Source organism: Sulfodiicoccus acidiphilus (assembly GCF_003967175.1).
GTDB classification, from domain to species: Archaea; Thermoproteota; Thermoprotei_A; order Sulfolobales; family Sulfolobaceae; genus Sulfodiicoccus; species Sulfodiicoccus acidiphilus.
In genome coordinates, this window is the sequence record NZ_AP018553.1 from 692,891 (window position 1) to 712,620 (window position 19,730).

At 48.7% G+C, this 19,730-nt stretch carries 22 protein-coding genes and 2 pseudogenes; 6 read left to right on the top strand and 18 right to left on the bottom strand.

Annotated elements, in window-relative coordinates; all coding sequences use genetic code 11:
- Window positions 1-46: 46 nt before the first annotated feature.
- The 8 genes and pseudogenes from HS1genome_RS03620 to HS1genome_RS03660 all read right to left on the bottom strand — a co-directional run.
- Window positions 47-427 (bottom strand): annotated as a pseudogene (locus HS1genome_RS03620) (rubrerythrin); the annotation flags it as partial.
- 79 nt (window positions 428-506) lie between these two features.
- Window positions 507-1,274, bottom strand: coding sequence for an ABC transporter permease (locus tag HS1genome_RS03625; RefSeq protein ID WP_126449655.1), 768 nt, complete (start codon window positions 1,272-1,274; stop codon window positions 507-509).
- Window positions 1,275-1,276: 2 nt separating this feature from the next.
- Window positions 1,277-2,251, bottom strand: coding sequence for an ATP-binding cassette domain-containing protein (locus HS1genome_RS03630; protein ID WP_229768105.1), 975 nt, complete (start codon window positions 2,249-2,251; stop codon window positions 1,277-1,279).
- Window positions 2,252-2,256: 5 nt separating this feature from the next.
- Window positions 2,257-2,754 carry a PadR family transcriptional regulator gene (locus HS1genome_RS03635; RefSeq protein WP_197721522.1) on the bottom strand — a complete coding sequence of 166 codons (498 nt, stop codon included), beginning with the start codon at window positions 2,752-2,754 and terminating at the stop codon, window positions 2,257-2,259.
- 87 nt (window positions 2,755-2,841) lie between these two features.
- Entirely contained in the window at window positions 2,842-3,942 is a 1,101-nt protein-coding gene (locus HS1genome_RS03640; protein WP_158613712.1) for an MFS transporter, read from the bottom strand.
- A 24-nt stretch (window positions 3,943-3,966) separates the two neighbouring features.
- Window positions 3,967-4,922: pseudogene (locus tag HS1genome_RS03645) on the bottom strand (acetamidase/formamidase family protein).
- A 397-nt stretch (window positions 4,923-5,319) separates the two neighbouring features.
- A complete protein-coding gene (locus HS1genome_RS03655; RefSeq protein ID WP_126449658.1) occupies window positions 5,320-7,074 on the bottom strand; it encodes a molybdopterin-dependent oxidoreductase in 1,755 nt (584 codons plus the stop codon).
- Window positions 7,075-7,079: 5 nt separating this feature from the next.
- Window positions 7,080-7,577 (bottom strand): DUF4382 domain-containing protein, encoded by a 498-nt coding sequence (locus HS1genome_RS03660; RefSeq protein ID WP_126449659.1) that lies wholly within the window; start codon window positions 7,575-7,577, stop codon window positions 7,080-7,082.
- A gap of 76 nt (window positions 7,578-7,653) precedes the next feature.
- On the opposite strand from HS1genome_RS03660, the gene HS1genome_RS03665 reads away from it, so the two are divergent.
- The 3 genes from HS1genome_RS03665 (at window position 7,654) to HS1genome_RS03675 (ending at window position 10,579) form a co-directional block, all read left to right on the top strand.
- Complete coding sequence (locus HS1genome_RS03665; protein ID WP_126449660.1) at window positions 7,654-8,334, top strand: chlorite dismutase family protein; 681 nt, start codon at window positions 7,654-7,656, stop codon at window positions 8,332-8,334.
- A 500-nt stretch (window positions 8,335-8,834) separates the two neighbouring features.
- Window positions 8,835-9,569 carry a DUF1614 domain-containing protein gene (locus HS1genome_RS03670; protein ID WP_126449661.1) on the top strand — a complete coding sequence of 245 codons (735 nt, stop codon included), beginning with the start codon at window positions 8,835-8,837 and terminating at the stop codon, window positions 9,567-9,569.
- A 281-nt stretch (window positions 9,570-9,850) separates the two neighbouring features.
- Complete coding sequence (locus tag HS1genome_RS03675) at window positions 9,851-10,579, top strand: hypothetical protein (RefSeq protein WP_126449662.1); 729 nt, start codon at window positions 9,851-9,853, stop codon at window positions 10,577-10,579.
- Window positions 10,580-10,992: 413 nt separating this feature from the next.
- Here HS1genome_RS03675 and HS1genome_RS03680 read toward each other — a convergent pair whose 3' ends face one another.
- The 5 genes from HS1genome_RS03680 to HS1genome_RS03705 all read right to left on the bottom strand — a co-directional run bounded on the left by HS1genome_RS03680 (window position 10,993) and on the right by HS1genome_RS03705 (window position 15,173).
- Window positions 10,993-11,247, bottom strand: a complete 255-nt coding sequence (locus HS1genome_RS03680; protein WP_126449663.1) for a hypothetical protein — start codon at window positions 11,245-11,247, stop codon at window positions 10,993-10,995.
- Between the two features lie 1,091 nt (window positions 11,248-12,338).
- Complete coding sequence (locus tag HS1genome_RS03690; protein ID WP_126449664.1) at window positions 12,339-13,178, bottom strand: ABC transporter permease; 840 nt, start codon at window positions 13,176-13,178, stop codon at window positions 12,339-12,341.
- Window positions 13,171-14,079, bottom strand: coding sequence for an ABC transporter ATP-binding protein (locus tag HS1genome_RS03695; RefSeq protein WP_126449665.1), 909 nt, complete (start codon window positions 14,077-14,079; stop codon window positions 13,171-13,173). Before HS1genome_RS03695 ends, HS1genome_RS03690 begins: the two co-directional genes overlap by 8 nt.
- Window positions 14,080-14,637: a hypothetical protein gene (locus HS1genome_RS03700; RefSeq protein ID WP_126449666.1), complete on the bottom strand. Its 558-nt coding sequence runs from the start codon at window positions 14,635-14,637 to the stop codon at window positions 14,080-14,082. It abuts the gene before it with no gap.
- On the bottom strand, window positions 14,637-15,173 hold the full coding sequence (locus HS1genome_RS03705; protein WP_126449667.1) for a thiamine-phosphate synthase family protein: 537 nt from the start codon (window positions 15,171-15,173) through the stop codon (window positions 14,637-14,639). The genes HS1genome_RS03700 and HS1genome_RS03705 overlap by 1 nt, the downstream gene beginning before the upstream one ends.
- Before the next feature lie 199 nt (window positions 15,174-15,372).
- Between HS1genome_RS03705 and HS1genome_RS03710 the strand changes: the two genes are divergently transcribed.
- From HS1genome_RS03710 to HS1genome_RS03720, 3 genes are all read left to right on the top strand, one after another.
- The gene (locus tag HS1genome_RS03710; RefSeq protein WP_126449668.1) at window positions 15,373-16,116 is read left to right on the top strand and encodes a hypothetical protein; all 744 of its coding nucleotides are present in this window, start codon (window positions 15,373-15,375) and stop codon (window positions 16,114-16,116) included.
- Window positions 16,117-16,141: 25 nt separating this feature from the next.
- Window positions 16,142-16,585, top strand: coding sequence for a PadR family transcriptional regulator (locus HS1genome_RS03715; protein ID WP_126449669.1), 444 nt, complete (start codon window positions 16,142-16,144; stop codon window positions 16,583-16,585).
- Window positions 16,586-16,732: 147 nt separating this feature from the next.
- The gene (locus HS1genome_RS03720; protein WP_126449670.1) at window positions 16,733-17,326 is read left to right on the top strand and encodes a hypothetical protein; all 594 of its coding nucleotides are present in this window, start codon (window positions 16,733-16,735) and stop codon (window positions 17,324-17,326) included.
- On the opposite strand, the gene HS1genome_RS13285 is transcribed toward HS1genome_RS03720, so the two are convergent.
- The 5 genes from HS1genome_RS13285 to HS1genome_RS12520 form a co-directional block, all read right to left on the bottom strand.
- Window positions 17,323-17,598 (bottom strand): DNA/RNA nuclease SfsA, encoded by a 276-nt coding sequence (locus tag HS1genome_RS13285; protein WP_126451302.1) that lies wholly within the window; start codon window positions 17,596-17,598, stop codon window positions 17,323-17,325. The two genes, HS1genome_RS03720 and HS1genome_RS13285, sit on opposite strands and share 4 nt — an antisense overlap.
- Window positions 17,513-17,737 carry a DNA/RNA nuclease SfsA gene (locus HS1genome_RS03730; RefSeq protein WP_126449671.1) on the bottom strand — a complete coding sequence of 75 codons (225 nt, stop codon included), beginning with the start codon at window positions 17,735-17,737 and terminating at the stop codon, window positions 17,513-17,515. The genes HS1genome_RS13285 and HS1genome_RS03730 overlap by 86 nt, the downstream gene beginning before the upstream one ends.
- A gap of 277 nt (window positions 17,738-18,014) precedes the next feature.
- The gene (locus tag HS1genome_RS03735; RefSeq protein WP_145986047.1) at window positions 18,015-18,392 is read right to left on the bottom strand and encodes a hypothetical protein; all 378 of its coding nucleotides are present in this window, start codon (window positions 18,390-18,392) and stop codon (window positions 18,015-18,017) included.
- A 32-nt stretch (window positions 18,393-18,424) separates the two neighbouring features.
- Entirely contained in the window at window positions 18,425-19,102 is a 678-nt protein-coding gene (locus tag HS1genome_RS03740; protein ID WP_232018785.1) for an aldo/keto reductase, read from the bottom strand.
- Entirely contained in the window at window positions 19,099-19,257 is a 159-nt protein-coding gene (locus HS1genome_RS12520; protein WP_232018786.1) for a hypothetical protein, read from the bottom strand. Before HS1genome_RS12520 ends, HS1genome_RS03740 begins: the two co-directional genes overlap by 4 nt.
- Window positions 19,258-19,730 lie beyond the last annotated feature (473 nt).

Here is a 19,730-nt window from a genome sequence, read left to right on the forward strand (position 1 = left end):
ACCTAAAGGAGATCAGGTAATACCAGAAAGAGGAAAAATTAGGTTATAAGGCTTTGGCGGTCCTTTTGAGAACCTCGGCTATTCCCTTCTCTTGCTCCGCAAAGGAGCAGAGCATCTTCTCGATGTCGGGGTGACCCTCTTCCTTAGCCTTCATGGCAACTACGTTGTACTCACTGACGTGCTGGAGGTCCTCGACGTCGGCCAATTCCTTGGCAGTGGCCTGCAGCCCCTCAGCCTTCACCAAGGTCTCGAATATGGCTTTGGCGTGTCCTAGTTCCACTGCCGCTTTCTCCCTGAGGAGCTTCGCTTCCTCAGTCCTCCCTACGGCCTCCATTCTTTCGGCCAGTAACGCCAAGGTCATATAGTCCTCGGCGTTGGCCCTCAATAATTCCTTGAGACCCTTTTCGGTCTCTTTCCCTAGAGACATACGCAAACCCTACTCTTTCAGTGACATAGATAGTATAAAAGATTTCGGCAATTCGTTTGAACATTTACTCCGTAATGTTTTACTCTGGTGTTAGATATTTCTTAGCTACTAAGAAACCTATGAACAACATCGCAACAGCGAAGACGAAGAGATAGAAGAGGTACATGGCAATTGGATCTCCATTCAGTATGACATCCCTGCCCAGTTCGGCTGAGTAAGTTATTGGATTTACGTCGCTGAGGTACTTCATCCAAGTGGGATAAAACGATAGGGGGAAAAGTGCGGTGCTGGAGAACATTAATGGCAAATTGATCAGGTTGGCTATGACATTAGGTAGCTGCCAGTCGGCGGATCTCATGGTGACTATGAGGTATAGCGAGGAAAAACCCACCCCTAGTAGAATAAGACCCACAATCCATTCCGCGAAACCCACGGGGTCTGCCGGCAGCACTACTCCGAAGGCTATTCCTGCGAGAAGCATCACTGGGACTTGGATGAGGCCTCTGGTCGTCGCTCCCCCTACCTTCGCCAAGAAGATGGACCACTTCGGTGCTCTAGTTACCATGACTTTTTTCAGGTATCCGAACCGCTTGTCCTGTATCATGCTCATGGAACTGAAGAGGCCTATGAACAACATGGAGACCGAGAGCTCGCCTGGCAAAAGGAAGGCGATGTAGTTGTTGGTGTGGAAGAAGGTGGTGAGGAACTCCTTGGGCACGTTAGTGAGGCTGCTTCCAAAGAAAGCTATCCACATTATGGGTTGCACTAACATAATGATGATCACTCCAATGTTCCTGAAGGTCTTCTTTAGTTCCCTCTTGTAGAGGACCCAGAACTCCTGCAGCATCTTTATCCCCTTCTCGCCCTCCTGATAGTCATGTAGAACTTCCTATAGTCGACCTCAGAGTCGTCTAATTTCTTCCCAGTTAGCTCCATGAAGACAGTATCTAGGGTCGGTTTTTCTATCTTTAATGACTTTACTTTGGAGAAGTTGACTGATTTCAATAAGTCCACTACTGTCCTATCTGCGCTGTTCACCTTGACTCTCACCTTACCATCGTTCATGTTAACTGAGACCATACCGGGGACATTCTTGAGGACGTTGGGATCGAAGCCTTCTTCGACCTCTAGCTCCACTACATCTCCTCCAACCCTAGACTTCAGTTCCTCTGGCGTCCCCATAGCAACGATTCTCCCTTGTGTGATTATTGCGACAGTACTGCAAAGCGAGTCGGCCTCCTCCATGTAGTGGGTTGTCAAGAAAACAGTGACTCCCATCTCGCCGCTTACAGTCCTTATAAGAGACCAAAGCATGGAACGGGTGTTAACGTCCAATCCTATAGTCGGTTCATCCATGAAGATTACCTCTGGCGAGTGGAGCAAAGCCGAGGCTATCTCCAGTTTCTTCCTCATCCCAGTGGAGTACTTCCCCACAGGCCTTTTTGCGTACTGAAAAAGGTCAAAGTACTTCAGGAGTTCAGCGGCTCTTTCCTTCCAATCCCTGACTCCTTGTAGCTTCCCTTGGATCTCCAGGTTCTCCCAAGCGTTCAGGTCATCGTCGAGTATGACGTCTGAGGATATCCAACCTATCCTAGACTTCACCTCCTGCGGTTGCCTCACCACGTCTAAACCACTCACTAAGGCCTTTCCTGACGTTGGAGGAATGAGACCCGTGAGGATCTTGATGGTGGTGGTCTTTCCCGCTCCGTTTGGGCCCAACAGGCCAAATATCCGTCCCTTAGGAACCTTGAATGAGATAGAGTCGAGAGCGACGAAGTCCCCATATTTTTTGACGAGATCTTCAACCTCTATACTGTACTCCACTTCCATCACCTCAACAATTGATCTAGTTTCTCCCTAACTTCAAGTAGTTTTTTCTTAAGCGCTGGATTTCTATCGAGTTCAGATTTCTCCTCCATAAGATACTCTACATAGTAACTGAGAGTTTCCACCGCCTCTACTGGTCCAGACATCTTCCCGAGTGGACTAGGCTCAGGGACACCGACGAGCTCGTTACGTCCCTTCTCTGTTATCCTGTAGAGCTTCCTATTACCTAATTCTCTATACTCTATCATTCCTTCATCGGTCAACTCCTTGAGCGCCGGGTAAACGCTTCCAGGCGAGGGTCTCCAGAACCCCATACTCGCAGCAGTAATGGAGTCTATTATCTCGGCCCCAGTCATCTCCCGTTGCGATAGCAAACTCAGGATCCAATACTTGAGTCCGAAGGATCTAGCCCTGGCGGCTCTACCGAACCATCCCCACAAACTCGGTCCCTCGTCTATCGATATCGAAATCGATATTTTAAATATTTTGGACTTCCTCAATGTTACTAGACATCAAACTAAATGGACTTGCACTAAATGGCCGTATTACGAAACAACAAGACACTGGTCTTCAGGAGGGCGAGAAAGTCAGTTAGACAGTGTAAGCACAATTAAGGCGGCCGATATGGATGCAAAGAATGCATATAGATACGCATAAAATGGACTGAAATAGTAGAGAAATCCCATCATAGCATTGGCACTCAACAATCCTAGGCTCCGTCCCAACGATAGGAGGCCCATTGAAGTGCCCATGGACTCTTGACTGGCGAACTTGGTCACTAAGAACGGTTCCATAGTTTCAACCACACCCGTGGATGCACCCAATATGGCGGAACCCAGAAACACGAAGCCGACGTGAGGTAGGGTACCAATTATGATGTTTCCCAAGGATGCGAGGCCATAGCCCATCAGTGCTAAGATCTTGACTTCCGAGAAGGAAACCCTACTAACTGTAACTCCGACCAGAGCGGAGGACAAGAGGAACACCGCATAGGACAGGATGGAGAGAGGCTCTGACTTCGACGCCTGGAAAAGAGTTAGTACAGGGAAACCGAAACTATAGGTGGAGAGACCAAATAGTCCCGCGGTCAGACCTAGGGTGGACAGCTTAAGCTTGTTCTTCATTCGCACATTACTACTCTTCTTCCCACTCGTTGACGTAAATAGAATAAAAGTAGAGAGAAAGAAGAAAATAGCTGTGGAAAGGAAGACTTCACTTAATTTCAATTGAATGTAGAGTAGGTAAGATAGAAGAATGACGGAAGCAGTCCCTCCTCCCACATCCAAGGAGTGAAGGAGACCCAAGGCTCGCTTAAGTTCCTGGCCCGTCGCTACTTCCGTGAGCATAGCTCTTCTGGCCGGAGTCCTGAAATTCCTCATCCACCAGCCACCTATAAACAGGGCCGCGGACAGAGGAAGTGAGTAAGGTAGGGCTGAAAACGACATCAATAAAATCATGGAGTTACCTATCAATGCCACTTTGCGTCTCCCCCACCTGTCGGCGGCCATCCCTCCGACGAACCCTACCAAGGAACCCACACCATAGTTAAGCGCCTCTAGGAGACCGTAGTAGTAAACCGGAGCGGCGTAATGAACCACTATTAAAATGGGGAAAAGAGCAATGAGTCCTTGATAGCCCAGGTCGGCGAAGAACGCTGAAAAAGAGAGCTTGTAGATTTCCCTGTTCAACTCTACCATCTCGGTGTAGGTAGCCTACGAGGGTCTAGGGAACTCCAATTTCTCCTCAAAGATTTCAGTGGGTAGGTAAGCAGTAACTATCCAAGTGGGCTGATCGACCACCTCGCTGACTTTCAAGTCCACCGCGGTGCTAGCCAGCATATATGCCTCTACCGGTTCCATATAACCGCTCAAGAAAGCTATGGTTGATTTGACAGCCTTCTTGGTAGCAACCCACATGTTGGAGTCCATTCCTGGAAAGGCCAAGTACTTGCTAAACTCCCTGACTCCAGACGTAACGAACAGAGGTTCTCGAATCCCTGCCCTTTTCACCACGTTGACCCTGAGCTTGATGCGCATTGGGGCCTCAACAGCAGTTCCGCAAACCTCGCCGTCCCCCTGGGCCAGATGAGTGTCACCTATGGAAAACATCGCCCCTCTAACGAAGACCGGAAGGTAGAGTTTGCTTCCAGTGTTAAGGTGTTTTATGTCCATGTTTCCACCGTTCTCCCGAGGTGGGATAGTACTGAACCTTCCCTTGGAGGGGAGCGCTGTTCCTATCACTCCAGGGAAGGGTGAAATGGGAAGTCTCACGCTGAGCTCACCGAACTTGGCCCTGGCTGTGCCTTCCTTTACGTTCCAGAGTTTTAGGGCAGGTCCAGCTAAGTCAACTGGCGAGGTATAGCCTTCGTCAGCGAGTAGTCCGAAGCCTGGGAGTACTGCGGTCCAGCCCCATCCCATATCCTCGAACTCTAAGAACTCCACTTCGAGGGCATCACCTGGTTCAGCACCTTGGACTTCGATTGGCCCGGTGAGGGATGTATTCTGTCGAAATCGAGTCGCCTTAACTGTTCTATATTAGAGGTTGGGGTGATTTGCCCATCTGAGGCTTCTTTAGTCTCCACTTCAATTTCCTCTCCAGAATTCGCCGTGGCTATGGGGGGAAGTTGGTTATCCCACTTGTTATGGGTTATGGCGTGAATGTTTAGCATAAACTTATGACGCCGAAGTGTTATAGAAACGTTTCTCATTCGTCTTCGAACCTTCATCTAAGTTAAATCACATGTTCTCTAGATCAGTTTACAAAAATATTAGGTTGAGGGGCCGAAACCTTCGAAGGTGGAGATGGATACCCCCTAATTAATATTAGTTAGATGTTTTCTTTGTGAAGAAACCAATCTCTTCCCTAACTCGAGGATTTAGTGGGACTGGGGGAGGGGCAGCTAACATCCCTCCATTTCTCTTTATAAAGGCCAGGGCTTTGCGATGAAGGTCCCATTTTCATGTGGGGTGCTCCTCTGACCCCATCGACCGCCCACCGAACGAGAGGTGTACCAAATCGACAGTGGGAACGATGAACCCCCTGGAGGTAACCCTCACCCTTTAGGGCTAGGAGGAAGTCAGAACGTACACTGAAACTTCTAGGCCGTTGAAGGTGGGCGTCCCCCCGTACTTTCCCTTGTAACTCCCGAAGAGCGCGTTGATCGGAGTCCCGTCCAAGTCGATCAGACACGACTTATGCATGTAAACTACATTTGAGGGAATGGCTGGATCCTTCCTGAATTTCACTTTCACTCTGCCGTATCTAGATTGAATGTATCCCTCTCCCTCCAGATCGTTGGTTAGTGCCACTGGCTCCGGCACACCGTGAACTTCCTTGAATTGGCTATTGGTGTAAAGTGGATGCGAGGAAAATACTAGAACCCTACCCTTAGGAGGATCCACTAACTCAGGCAGCGGCCCAACCCTGGGTCTATAGACGTGAGTTGGGTTGAGTTTAACCATTCCCTCCTTCCGGAGCTTCTCCAAGGTCACACCAGTTGCCCTTAACGCGCCATTTATCGCGTCTTCGAGAGACTCCTCTAAGAGGGGGTGGGTGACTCCCAGCTGGTCAGCGAGTTTGTACATAAGGTCCCATTCCGTAATTCCTTTTTGGGTGGCGACCGGTGTGTTGTATACCAAGTAGGTGTGCCAATAGCTATATATGACGTCCCATTTCTCTAAGAAAGTGGGGGCAGGGAGTACTACGTTAGCCACTTTCGCGGTCTCTGACCAGAAGGGATCGTGTACTACAAGGAACAGCTTACCTTCCTCAACAGCCTCCACAATCCTGTTGGAGTTAGGCAAGGAGTGAACTGGGTTGTTGTTCCAAACGAACGCGAAGTCTACCTCGTCTACCCTCTCCCCGATGTCTGCCATTCCTATCACCTTCCTAGGAGGAGCGATCTTGGTCCCTCTCAGGTAGGCGAAGTCTATTCCTAGGCCTTGACTGTTGGCGTAGAAGAATCCCCTCTTCATCCCAAGTAGCGCAGGGAGGAGGGATATCATTCCTACCGCGTCTCCGCCATTAAACGTCCTACCCATTGCAAAGCCTATAACTGTGAGGGGCCTCCTTTCCTCGTAAATAGAAGCCAGTCTGTCCAAAGACTCCAAACTCAGGCCAGTCGCCCCCGACACATAGGAGGGATCGAGTCCAAACGCTGTGCGTTTCAACTCGTCCACACCCTCCACCTCCCCTCCGTAACCTTTGGAGAGGAGCTTTCGAGCTATCCAAAGGGCTACGAGAAGGTCACTTCCCGGCCTGACCAAGAAGAATTCGTCGCTCCTAGACGCCGTTATGCCCTTTCTTACGTCGATAGTCACCTTGTACTTGTCCTTGAAGAGAGTCCATCCGTGAACGAAACTCACGGCGGCCTCGATTCCCCAGAATATTACAGAATCGTACTTGACGAACTCTTCTGGAGTCGCACCGAAACTCGTTCCGTACCTAGCCGCTATCGAGGCATGGCCCTCTGCACTGCAGAGGGAGTAGTCGGTAGAGGATGCCCCCAGGACGTTCCAGAGTCGAGACGGATAATACCAAGTTAGGAGTCCCTGACTACCGTCATAACTTATCTGAAGGATTCTCGTTGAGTCTCTCTTCTTAACGTCTTTGACCTTACTAACAATTACCCTCATGGCCTCTTCTAGGGAGACTTCCTTGCCATCCACGTAAGCCTCCCTCACCCTGTTCACACTGTTTCTCCTCAGATCGTCGTTACCTCTTGAACATGCGAAACCGTTAACTGGAAATAGCTTCAAAGGCTTGTAGTTCTCGTCGAACACACACGTGTCGTAACAGTCCCTCGTGCACGCAACTACCAACGTTTTCACCGTAAAGAGGATTGGTTCAGAACTTCCGCCACGAAGACTGGTCCGACCTTAAACCCACCGTTCCCCAACTCTATCAAGTGAGGATTTCCGGTCAGGAGTATGGACTCGCTAGATCCCCCTTTTAACTTCATTGACCCGACTATAGGTATTTTGATGACCTGACTGGGGACAGACACCGTAAAGTTGCTCCCGCCTATCTCGATTGTTGCCCCAGTTACGTATAGCCTGATCTCGTTGTAGGTTCCGGCCGGAATTCTAGACGAGGTCAATAGAGTCAGGTTTGAGGTCAACTGAAAAGTAACCGTCCTGTTAGATATTGTAATCCACGAACCGTTGACGCCGTGAATCATAACGGAGTCGATGGTGAAGAAGAGGGGGTCCGCTGGGTCGGCCTTAACGTAAACGGTGACCTGCCCGGTACTGTAGTATTGATAGGTGAACACACCTCCGACCACGGCCAACACAATTACTACAACTGGAACGATCCATTTCATGCTAGGAGGAAATATGTCCTTTCCGAGATATAGGCTTTGAGGATAGGTGTATTAAGCTCTCCTCGGAACGAACTATGTGACCACCGAGAATAATCTGCGTTACATTTTCATGTTCATAGATGCCCTGAGGCTTAGGCCTACGTGGTGGGAAGAAGATCCTGAGAGGAGAAAAGAGAGGTTATGGAAGCTTAGAGAAAATCTCCAAAACCTAAGAAAGGAATTTCTGCTGCTTAGGACTTACTCCTCCCTACGGTGGGATACCGATCTTATAGTCTGGGGAGCCCACACTTCCACTGAGCCGTTTCACGGCCTCAGGGCATCACTTAGATCTTCTCTAGGGATCCACGGTGAGGAACAGTTTTCCACTATATCTATATATGAAACCTCTCCCTATAAGGAGGGTGGAGGCGATCTTTCAAGGTATTTGGCTGGGGAGGAGTCAAGGTACTTCGTCGCTTACCCCATGAAGAAAGCGGTTGACTGGTACCTTCTCCCCTTTGAAGAAAGGAGGGAAGTAATGAAGGAACACATGGATGTGGCTAAGGGCCATCCAGAGGTCAAGGGAATAAGAGCCTACACCACATACTCCTTCGGTTTGGGGGACCAAGAATTCGTAGTGATATATGAGATGAATTCCCTACCTTCCTGGTCTCACGTTGTGGAGAAATTAAGGGAAGTCAAAGCAAGAAAATGGATAACTAAGGAAGAACCTCTACTAGTGGGTGAAAAAACGGATTTTAGCCATTTTCTTAGGTAATGAAAGTGGCAATACACTTTCACGCACCGGTCATTGGACCCATGGGTTTCTTGGGGAACTTCTCTGAATCCTCCCTTTAATTTCACCTTTCCTCCACGAAATCAAGATTGAGACGGCCTACTCGGTTCCCTGGACTCGCTTACCACGACTCGATTTTACAGCAGAGCTAATGTGTGTGAAACTTATCTGGGAAACCCTTCGCGGAAAGGGCTAGTGACCTTCGGCAATTTTCTAGGACACCCTCCGACTTTACTTGAGGGACGAGGAACTAACGCCCACACCCTCCTGGAGTGGGGAGAATGGGCCCTTCAACGTGGAATGACCCCAACTCACCAGGGGTGTTCGAAGGAATACCGCAGCTGGAGTGAGGTGCGACAGGATCTTATAGTTAAGAGGTCTCCAGAGGAGGAAAACTCCACGATGGAAATCAGCTTGTTCTGAGAGGAGAGTGTGTCACCTCACGTTTATTTACCCAATTTACTATAACCTTGTTGAGGCGTTTGGAGAGGAGAGTTTTAGTTTTTCTGCCTTTCAGAGGTACGTCAGCAGTAGTTTATGGATTAATGGCCATCCTTATGGCCTTTATATCTTTCAACTATTTCCTCCTGCTGTTTAAGTATACGTCGTTCAGTCTGATCGAGAGTGTAGTAGCAGCTTCCTTAGCGTCCTTCGTAAGTCTAGTAACGAGCCCAGTCAACGTAGTGATTAAGGAAGTGCGAAGGAGAGTAGAACTGCCAACCGTCGACACCGTCTATGTCTTTGGTATACCAATTTACTTCCCGAGGTTAGAGCTTTCGACCCTCAACACACTCATAGCAGTAAACGTTGGAGGAGCTCTCATTCCTGTTTTACTCAGTGCGATTCTCGTTCAAGTATTCAGATCATCATTTCTATTTCTGCTCCTGGATGTTTTACTGGTAACGGTCCTAAGCAAATATATGGCGAGGGTAGTTCAAGGAGTAGGAATAGTAATGTCGCCCATTTTACCTCCGCTTATTTCAACCCTCCTTGCATTTCTAACGTTCCATAGCGATCCGTTTTTGATACCTGCTGCCTCATACATTTCTGGAGTTTTAGGAACTTTAATTGGAGCAGATCTCTTGAACTTGAAGAAGGTAGTTGAGGCTTCCCCACAGATAGTAAGCATAGGAGGTATGGGTACCTTCGATGGAATATATATTACAGGAATTTTGGCTATTCTTTTTAGCTATATATTAATATCGCTCCAGCTGTGACTCTCCCGTAGGCTAAAGTTCTCGACCGAGAACTAGGGGAAACAGAGTAGGGCCGAAATGCCATAGAGGTGGGTGGACAACCTCATAATTCGAGTTCCATATCCTTATATCAGGTATCATCTTAATTGAAACTAACATTAAGTGGAATCGGATACTCCGCTCTGTTCCTAAGGTTAGAACTCTCGATGAAAAACACAATCTTCACTACTTTAACATTCATACCCATAATCAACAGTAAGTTACAGTGTTCTCTCTATCTCCTTAATGACTTCTTATAACGCGTGAAGGGACAGTCAGGCATCATAGGTGGGGCCATCCTGATACTAATAATGATGGGAGCGGTGGGCCTAATTTCGGCCTATCAAGGACAGGTGCAACGGGACGCAATTCAAGGCTCTAACGCAGTTCGCGCTACATTAAATGAGCCAATCCTTTACATTCAACACAATGGGGGAACTGAGGTCTACTCAAGTGGGAGGGATGAGATTGCCTACGTAATATACCCAAACGGAACCGAGAGAGGAGTGCAGATAAATGTAGGGCCGGCTCCGGTTAACGTCTCTTACCTAGTTCCTAGTGGATGGGCTCTCTTCGTTACTTCTGATGGATTAATATATAACGTTAGTTCTTACGCTTCTTTCTACTACGGATCTTCCGGCGAGACTTTCACACCCTTGGTCTGGCCTGAAATACCTTGGGCAAGCGTGGATTCCAACAACTCGATACGAGTTACGTTGGAGTTATCCGGTGGTGAATATGGGCTCCATACATTATACTACACCTACTCCATCGTGTTAGCCTACTCGTATCCCCTCCAGCAGGTGAAGATTTCCACGGGAGATAAGTCATTGACGGTAACCGTACCTCCAGGTTCCTCGGAAACAGTCTACATATACTTACCTATGCCGCTTTTATTCGAGGGAGTCTCCATGGCAGGAGGATTCGTCGTATTAGACTTGACCGTGGTTTACGGGGGACCACCTATACTTTTCCTATGTCTATTCCTATGAATTAACGTTAAGGAAGTCTGGCGCTAATACTTTTTCGCGTTGATAAGATTGATTTCCTGGGCGGAACATATCTGTGACCCACTTCTGCCACCCTTCTCCATTGCCCGGTTAAAGGACAGCGTTGGCCGAGAAGCCGTCGTCACGCATCGAACTGACGAAGTGATCGAGACGAGCGCTGGAAAACAGCGCGTTCCTATCCTTCGTCAAGTATAACGTTTCCTAACTCCGCGCCTCCTCCAAGTGGGTGAGCACCAAAGAATAGTGAGTTGCCACAAATTACAGGAGCTTCTCCCCAATTCGAACGAAGCGTTTGACTTTTAGAAAAGCCAGAGTAGACCCCGTGAGGAGTTGTGATAATCAAGTCCTTGGGGAACCGTCGCCCTTTAGGGCGGCGAAGAAACCAACACCGTACGCTACCTTTCCATCGCACCTTCCCTCCTTCGTCTCCTATACACTATCGAAGCCAACGCCTCTCCTTTATCATCAAACTTAACGACTACCTTGCAACTTTCGAACTGTATGGTCATAACATCGTACCTACTCCTGTGAACAACGTGGTAACTTAACGGATCTCCTAGATCAGGAAATCTGCTTATTATCTTGTCTAAAATGAAGTTCTCTTGGTCTAAGGATGGGGGTATCCTGAAAAGAAAGAGCTCACGCTCCATGAGAATCAGTGACCAGCGTGGTTTAAATGTTTAGCTAGTTTGGTTCGAAGTACTTCCCCCTTTGCCGCTCTCTGGTTTCCTCACTTCCCGAAATGGGATTCAACAAAAGTTGGTTATAAGGATCTTTAAGGTGGTCTGAGAGTTCACGGCCTTCGGCACGCGGGCTCCTTGAGGGGAATCTGCTGCGATGAATCTGTTGGAATGTGGAGGGATCTACCTTGAAGTCACCTTAAGGGGGGTGTTATTTTCGTCATGTCAGTATAGGATGTAGCGCCCTCAGTACGGAGAACCGCATAATGTTTTTCAACCATCCCTCACGAACACGATACTCGCTTTTAACTCAACTTCCTTCTAAACCAGTGAGGGATAAGCTTTAGTTATTTTCCGTCGCTTCCTCGTCCTGAAAGGGTTTTCCCTCAAAGGGCCTGGCGTTCGCACCGTCGATTGGGGATTGCATCTCTCGTTTGGTGACCAGTCTGGCGGCTCAGAGGACCACCAGCAGAAGGGGACTTTCGTCGCTGAGCTCCTTTAAGGAGGGAAGAGGAGGATGTTATTCGCCTCTCCCTCAGTCCCGTTGAGTACTCAATCAAGCTGGGAAGGAGCGTCGTCGGCGTTGCTGAGGAAATATCTAACTAAACAATTTTAACTTTACGGGGGTTAAGGGGGCGAAAGTCCCCTTCCATGGGGACGGACAGTCCCCTTATGGAAATGTTTTTATGATAATGAAAACAAATAATTCTTAGACCCTAACTGAAAGAGCTGGGTCTCACCCTCGGGACTGGGGAACTCAAGCCTGTCGATAGGAAACCCTCCGTGACCTCCCTCCCACGATTTTCACAGAAAGGTTCCACGGAACCTCCGCTACCGAAGGGGATCGATGTATCTCTGAGGAGCGGGAAATCCCCACCGGGAGATGCCCAGTCCGTGAGGGCGGGGTAGTTTACTGAGGAGCTGTCCGTTCCAACCATAAAGGGCGGGGCTTTTCACCGCCCTATCTCTTTTTTGTGGGGTAAATAAAATGATAAAGATGTAGACCTCTTCCAGATAAGACAGTCAGTTCTAGTTGAATAAGGCTGGCCAGGGAGGCGAACTCAACTTATTCGCTTAGGTACGTCCCTCTTAGTGAAACTCAAATAAGCTATGGCCGTTGCCGCGACGAAGTAGGCTAGTGAATATGTGACCGCAGCTACTTGGCTTCCGTTAACAGCGGGGAACACTTCAACTGCCTGAACTATCAGAGAAGAGTTCGGAATGGAAGATGCGTAAATGAAGGGAAGTTCTACGGCTCCCCAGGATGGAAGTGCCACAGCTGCTTGCACCAACAGTTCCGACGATAGTAACTTGCTTACAAAAACCAATATACCTCCTATGAGAATGGAACCTATAAGTATGGAGCTGGCCGAAAGGAAAGATATGGTGGTTCTCCTCAGAACTTCACCTAGCATGAAACCTATCGTGTAGAAGGGTATCGCAGAGAACGCCACTGTCCCTACCAGCTCTGGAAGATAGCCCAGATCTCGTTGAGATCCAAAGAAAATGAAGGACATGACCAGAGCTAAGGCCACCATCAGGAGGTAGATAAGGAGAACCAAGATGTATCCCCCCACAAACTTTCCAGTGAGGAACTGCACCCTGTTCAACGGCTTAGTGAGGAAGAAGTCCACCGTTCCTTGTTCGTACTCTTCGGACATGGACCCTGAGGATATCGAAATTGAGATGAAGTGGAGCAGGAGGCTCAAGGGTAACATGGTCCCTACTAGCCAAATATGGCCCTGAATTTGAGCCAAGATCTGCTCTACACTAGGGGTCCTCAGTTGGGAGAGTATAACGTACACACCTACTTCGAAAAGTAGTGTGATCGCCACCATCACTATTACCTTCCTTCTCGCCACCGCCCTCTTCAACTCGTAATATACGACCCAACTAACCACTTTCTCTCGCCTCCTGTATGGCCCTAAGGTAGGCCTCCTCGAGCTCCATCTCCATTTGGAAGTCGTAGACCCTCACTCCACCATCCATTAAGGCCCTAAGGAGTTCATGTCTTTTGTCTTCCTTAAGAGCCACAATTAGCTTGTCCCCATTAAAGGAGAACGAAGCTACATAGTTCAGATTCGAGACTACCTGAGAGGCCTCGGAGACGTTCTCGGCCGATACCCTGACTCTTATGCCAACAAACTTCCTCACGATCTCCTCGGGGGTACCCCTAGCAAATATCTTGCCTCTGAACATGATAGCCACTTCATCACTTAGTTTCCTCACTTCGTCAAGTTGATGTGAAGAGTAGAAGATTGTCGCGCCCGACTTCCTGAGTTTAACTAAGATCTCTCTCATGTGTGAGTTAAGGGCAGGGTCCATTCCTATGGTGGGCTCGTCCATTACTAGGAGTTCGGGTTGACATAGCATGGCCTCGGCCAAAGCAAGTCGCTGCACCATGCCTTTACTATATCTGGAGATCTTGCGAGTAGCATGATCAGTCATTCCTACCTCGTCTAGTGCAGACCTGACTTCCTCTTCTCCACAACCCCTCAACCTAGCTGAGAGGGTCAGCAACTCCTGTCCAGTCATGAAGGGTGGAAGGTTCGGAAGCTCCTGGATGTATCCTATCCTTTTCATGACTCCCTTTTCTCTGAAGGGGTTCCTACCTAGTAGACGAACCTTACCAGAGTCGGGGTAGATGAGTCCTAGCATACTCCTTATTAGAGTAGTCTTTCCAGCTCCGTTGGGACCCAATAGGGAGAATATCTTCCCTTCGTTGATGCTCAACGTAACGCCATTAAGCGCAGTTCTATCGGAATAGGACTTCCTAAGGTCAATCAACTCTACGGCTAGCACTCAATCCACCCAGTAAGGGGAATCGCGCCTTCCTCCTGCCTCTGCCTTGCGACCTTTAGACGATCTCGAAACGAAGTAAGCGATCACCGCACCCCCCACAAAGGACCCCGCTACGTAGAACGGGATAGGACTCAGATAGACCTGAGGGTTGAGCTGATAGTTCGTGTCTGTGAGTCGCATTTGAAAGGGTCCTGCAGTCAAGTTATATATCAGGCCCGTCTGGAAAACGTAGGCGTAGCCCGAGAAGGTCGAGTTTCCAAAAGTGAGGTAAATAGACATTCTTTCCCCCTGATATAAGTGTCCGTCGTAAGTCAAGTGAACTTTCCCTTGAGGAATAGCTGTAAGACCGAATTCGACGAAACCAGAGGAGAGGGAGAAGTTTTCTCCCGAGAGAGGGAGAAAGGGCCTGAGTAACTCCGCTGCAGCACCTGAGTCAGTGAAGTGAAACTGTTCTAGCGATAGTGAGATCTCCGAGTAGTTAGGAGTGTAATAGTAATGGAAATACCCTTGAGATCCGTTAAACAAAAGGATGTACAAGGCGAATAGGGTAGATATCATTAGACCATCTCCGTGAGTTTGATTGCATCCTTCACAACTGATTCAGGATCTTCCCCTAGAATGAAGGTTCCTGGCTCTTTTCCGAAGGCCCCTAGGTCCACTATGAACCTCGGAACAGATCCGGTCGACCTGTAAGCGGATTCCACCATGAAGTTCATTGTTCTTCCTTCCTTTGAGGCCGAACGAGTGGGTTCAAGCGACCTGTCGAACACATAAGCCCCTATGGTCGCGGGATCTACAATCTTCACATTCATTGCCGAACGTACCTTTGGGTCGTACTTCATCGCGGTCAGTATAACCCTCGCAATGTGATCGGAGGCCCCGAAGGCTGGAGGAAGACAGTATATCGCCCTCCCGAAGGCCCGCCTTATCCTCCCAGGTACTGCGGCAACGTCCTCGATCGAAGCGGCGTTGGAGATGGCGTATCCTATGTTGGTGCCGACCTCTGGAATGAGCCTAGAGGAGGTGGAAGCGGAAGTGAATTCCTGCAGGGCCCTACTCAGAGCAAACAAAATATGTTCCCTCTCGTTGTCCACAGCTTGTGTTCAGGAGCGCAGTTAATTAACCCTTGTTAGTTGGGACTCCACGAGATGAGATATAGTAGTCTAAGCGAAAGCTACCTTGAAAACTTACATGAAGCTGTTCAGTAAATCTTTAAATGGGGATAAGGTAAGAATAATACGCTTCCACTAAGAGGTTTGGGAGGTTGGAATAGAGTCAGATAGTTTACTATTCTTGGGCCCTGAGGGTAGACTGTACAGAGACTTCAGGCCCAAGTTCTGGTCGATAGATTTCCCCGGAACACTAGTAGCAAGGGTTCCAAAGGTAAAAGTAGATGTGGCGCTAGAGGGTAGTAAGGTAGAAGCGAAACTGAAGGTACCCCCAGATCCGATAGTACTGGACCAGGTCTTGAGCAAGAGACCGTCCAGGACTATTCTTCTACAGCCCTTAATTCGCGGTGTCAAGGTAAACACAACTATTCTAAGGGGGATGGAAAAAGTCGCTAGGTCGTATGGGATGAAGGTGATCTTCGACGACTCGCTGACCTACCTGAGTTCTCCTCGAGGTGCTGTGGGACTACTTGACCATAGACCAGATGTTGTACTACGTAGGGCCGAGGACAAGTGGTTAGTCTTCGAAGGAAGAAACATGGACAACAAACTAACCCACTGGGACCCCTCGATGGCTAAAGCCACGACTCTAGCTAGGGAGGTGGAGGAAATCCTGACAAGGGAACAAGGCATCACAGTGCAGAGGGTGGGAAACGTAGTCTCTGTCTTCACTTCGCCGCTAGTGAGGCAGTATAGGGACCTCTTCGCCGTAAACTGGAAGGCCCTCCATAGAGTGAGGCTCTCCCTGCTATGTAGTGGTTTCGTAACAAACCTACCTCTAATCTTCGTAACTCACCTCCATCGTGAAAGTGACGCGGTGGAGCTAGGGGAAAACCTAATAAGAAAAGTGAGAGAGATCAAGAGTTAATATCTTTTTGGACTTTCCTTCTCATATGAAGAGGCTTAACGCTGCCAGAGTCAGGAAAGGACTTCTAAGGTACTTGATTCTCGATGCGTTAGCGATGAAGCCAATGTATGGCTACGAGATAATCAAGTACGTGGAGTTCAAGTCCAGGGGCCTCTACTCTCCCAGTCCTGGGTCTATATATCCCATTCTGAGGAAATTAAGGGAGGAGGAACTTGCTGAGGAGTCGGAAGAAGACGGCAAAAAGGTGTACAGGATCACACAAAAGGGCCTAAAGGTAAGGGAGACTGCTAAGATGGAGTTGGGAGAGGCCTTCACGGAAGCTAGGGCGTTCAGGACTGTCATAGCTAAGCTCTTCGAGATGGCGGTCTTCCTTTATATATCAAAGGAAAAACTGGACGGGACTAGGACAGCCCAAGTGATCGACGTACTGGATAACTGCGACAAAAACCTAAGGGAAATCCTTAAGTGAGATGAAAGTTTTCGTGAGGTATCAGGCTTTAACAGTAATTACTCGTAAGCTCCCACATATACGTGTAGATAAACTTCAGAAACAATCTGGCGATATGGTAGAAAAAATATTATAAGAGTTGGGAGGGGTAATGAGTTCAGGAAAGCAATGAGGAGAATAAACCTAGCGGCAGACCAGAACGTTGCGGCCGAACTAGAGAGTGAGGCCAAGAAGAGAGGGTACACCCTTTACGCTGTCACCAACATGGCATTGAAGCTAGCGGTCAGGGCTATGAAAGAAGGGGCGGATCTCGAGCTATTGGAAGGGCTCTTGGAGTTCTACAGAGTGATGAAGTCGATGGACGCTGTACCCGTTACCTCGTGGTATTTGGACAACGTGAGCAAACTTTGCTTCAGCGCCAACCAGCAGGAGTTCCTCTCTATATGCGAAGCGGCAGGAGATCAATTGGCGTCCTACCTCAAAGGGAGAGCCAAGGACTTGAGTGGAGTCCTAGAGATATACAAGGTTATAAGGGAACTTCTTCCGATAAGTGAGATTAGTATCAACGCCGAAGATGGGTTCACTGAAGTCAGAGTCGCAGGCACCGGATTCAGCAGGGAGTCTACCACTTGTGCCGCTAGGGCCTTCTCTAGAATGTTAGAGAGCTTCGGACTTAGGACTGTGGAACTCTCCGCCTCCCCGGGAGGTATAATTTACCTAAAGCTGAGGCCTGTCACTGGAGACTCCAATAGTAGGCCCTAACATAATGGAATGACTCCCTCATAGATCAAGGAGCCCTCAACGAAGGAGAACTTAGGCACTATGACCTCAAGACCTTCAGAAACGGCCTCTCTTAACTCCAGAGAGAAATTGGGAACTGTGTCGTGGTTGGGAGAGAAACGAATTGCCTTTGGGGCGAAAGACAATACCAGTAGAGCCGTTTTAGACTCAGATATACGAAGTTGTCTTAACGTTCTGAGGTGAGTAGTGCATCTCTCTGTAGGCGGCGTAAGGGAAGAGCGGGACGCCGTTATTCACTAAGGTACAACCCTTAACTTCCACGTAAGTGTCTTCAATGAGAAAATCTAGTCTGCTAGACTTAACATTGACTCTCTTCTTAGTGCTGGCCGGTAGGAAGTTAGCCTCTAATAACGAGTGAAATCTACTGTCCACTAGTAGTCAGGCTTCCCTCCAGGCTACAGTGACTTAGATAGACGTCCTCACCCCTCGAGCTTCCCTCACTAACACTGAGTTGCCAGTGAAGATAAGTTCCTTCAACCGTCCTGGATCGTGTAGAGGAGCCTACACGTCTTTACCTCTACCTCTACAAGGAACCTGTTTGGCTAGCCGACAACTCGATCCCCTCTAAGATGTAGGGAAAGTCGACAACTTCTCTCCAGTAAGGGGGTAACGCCATATCAATTTGTGGTCTCCACCGGAGCTCTCAATGCTACTTCATTAATACCTTCGCCTTACTCAAGGCCTCCTTGTCTATCAATCCTTTCCTCTCCATAGAGGTTAGTAATTCCCTCAAGGTATCGATCGGTATATCGCTCGGTAAACCATGAATTGTCAGATAAGCCTCCAGCTCCTCATAGGTCAGCTGCTCTGCCAGTTCCACCAGCGCTTCCACCACCGCTTTCTGCCATGGGTCGAGGTATTCCCACACCCCGGCAGGTTCCGATCCATCACCCTCAACTCTTAATTCAGATGGTTCATAACCCATGTACCTACTGGCCAGTTTAGCAGCTAGTATCGCTTTCTTTCCCAGCTTCATGCCAGACCTCCAGTCTAACACCCGCGACAATTCAATTAGTCCAAGGCGCACTATTTACTTTTCCTTTAGAAGACTAAAAACCCTTACTGGCCCGCTACGAGCCTCTCGAGTTCCCTCCTATCCGAATCGTCCATCCTCCACCCCACTGCCTCCAAGTTCTCCTTAACATGCTCCACCTTGGATGCTCGTGGGATGGGGAAAACATTCGGAATGGAGGCAAGCCAATTGAGGGCCAATTGGGAGGGCGTTTTACCATATTTCTGGAGGAGGGGCCTCAACTTCTCTGAGGTATTGGACAACTTACCGTGCGCTAATGGGTAGTAAGCCATAACGGCTATTCCCTCCTTCTGACAATAAGGTATGAGGTCCCTCTCAGGTACTCGATGGGAGAGACTATAGTTTATTTGAATAGAAGCTAGCTCGTATTTCTTAAGAGAATGAACGGCTTCCTCAGTTTGTTTCAGGGAAAAGTTACTGATTCCTATGTGTCTTATCTTGCCTTTATCTACCATTTCCTCCATGGCCCCCATTGTCTCAGATATGGGAACTCTCCTGTTGGGGAAGTGCACCTGGTAGAGATCAACGTAGTTCAGACCTAAGCGATTCAAGCTTCCTTCCAGGGCTTTGAATAGGGATTCTCTCCTGAGATGGTTAGACCAAACCTTGGTTGCCACGAAGAGTTCCTCACGCTTCGCTCCCCTTATGGCCTCCCTTACTAGAGGTTCGGAGCCATATATCTCCGCTGTGTCTATGAGGTTCATCCCCCTTCGATTCCGGCCCTTATGGCCTCAACCTTCCGTTTCCCATCTCTCCTAAATCCCAGCCTGGACATAACTATCCATAGTGGATCGTAGTATGTTCCCATCCCTATCGCCGAGACCTTATCTCCGGTCTTGCCAAAATCCTTGTACTCCACGGTCGTCCATCGGAATAGAGGGAAAAATACTTTAGCGGATCTTTTCGCAAGAAGTGGTATGTCCCTAAATCGTCCTTTCTAACCATGTTGACCTCCTCCCCGCCCTGAAGGGCGAGGGTTCCCTTAGGGCGGATCACGGGTTCGTGGTTTACCGCCTTCACCTTCATCGCTTCGCAGATTGTGGGAACTACCCACCCCGCTCCGTTCGTCCAGAGGTGGACCACGGGGTGGGCCTTCAGCTCATTACCCCTATCCCTCACCGTGGGGAGCCCTCTGCCCACGGTCCTTAGGGACTCGGGGATGTGTAGAGCCCTTGTCGGGCATCCCCCTACGGGGGACACGTTTTATTCTACAAAAAATTTAAACATTCGGAGATTTAAAAACTTTTACCTCGCCCCTAGAAGGGGTGAGGCTCGTCGTTCTTTTTTCAATGTCCCTAGAGTTTGACTACTAAAGGATAATGGGAGGATAGG

Bases quoted from the DNA above. Each gene is read 5' to 3' on its own strand.
- HS1genome_RS03625 (WP_126449655.1), bottom strand. From the start codon at position 1,274: ATGCTGCAGGAGTTCTGGGTCCTCTACAAGAGGGAACTAAAGAAGACC.
- HS1genome_RS03660 (WP_126449659.1), bottom strand. From the start codon at position 7,577: ATGAAATGGATCGTTCCAGTTGTAGTAATTGTGTTGGCCGTGGTCGGA.
- HS1genome_RS03680 (WP_126449663.1), bottom strand. From the start codon at position 11,247: ATGGAGCGTGAGCTCTTTCTTTTCAGGATACCCCCATCCTTAGACCAA.
- HS1genome_RS03700 (WP_126449666.1), bottom strand. From the start codon at position 14,637: ATGATATCTACCCTATTCGCCTTGTACATCCTTTTGTTTAACGGATCT.
- HS1genome_RS03715 (WP_126449669.1), top strand. From the start codon at position 16,142: ATGAAGAGGCTTAACGCTGCCAGAGTCAGGAAAGGACTTCTAAGGTAC.
- HS1genome_RS03720 (WP_126449670.1), top strand. From the start codon at position 16,733: ATGAGGAGAATAAACCTAGCGGCAGACCAGAACGTTGCGGCCGAACTA.
- HS1genome_RS03740 (WP_232018785.1), bottom strand. From the start codon at position 19,102: ATGAACCTCATAGACACAGCGGAGATATATGGCTCCGAACCTCTAGTA.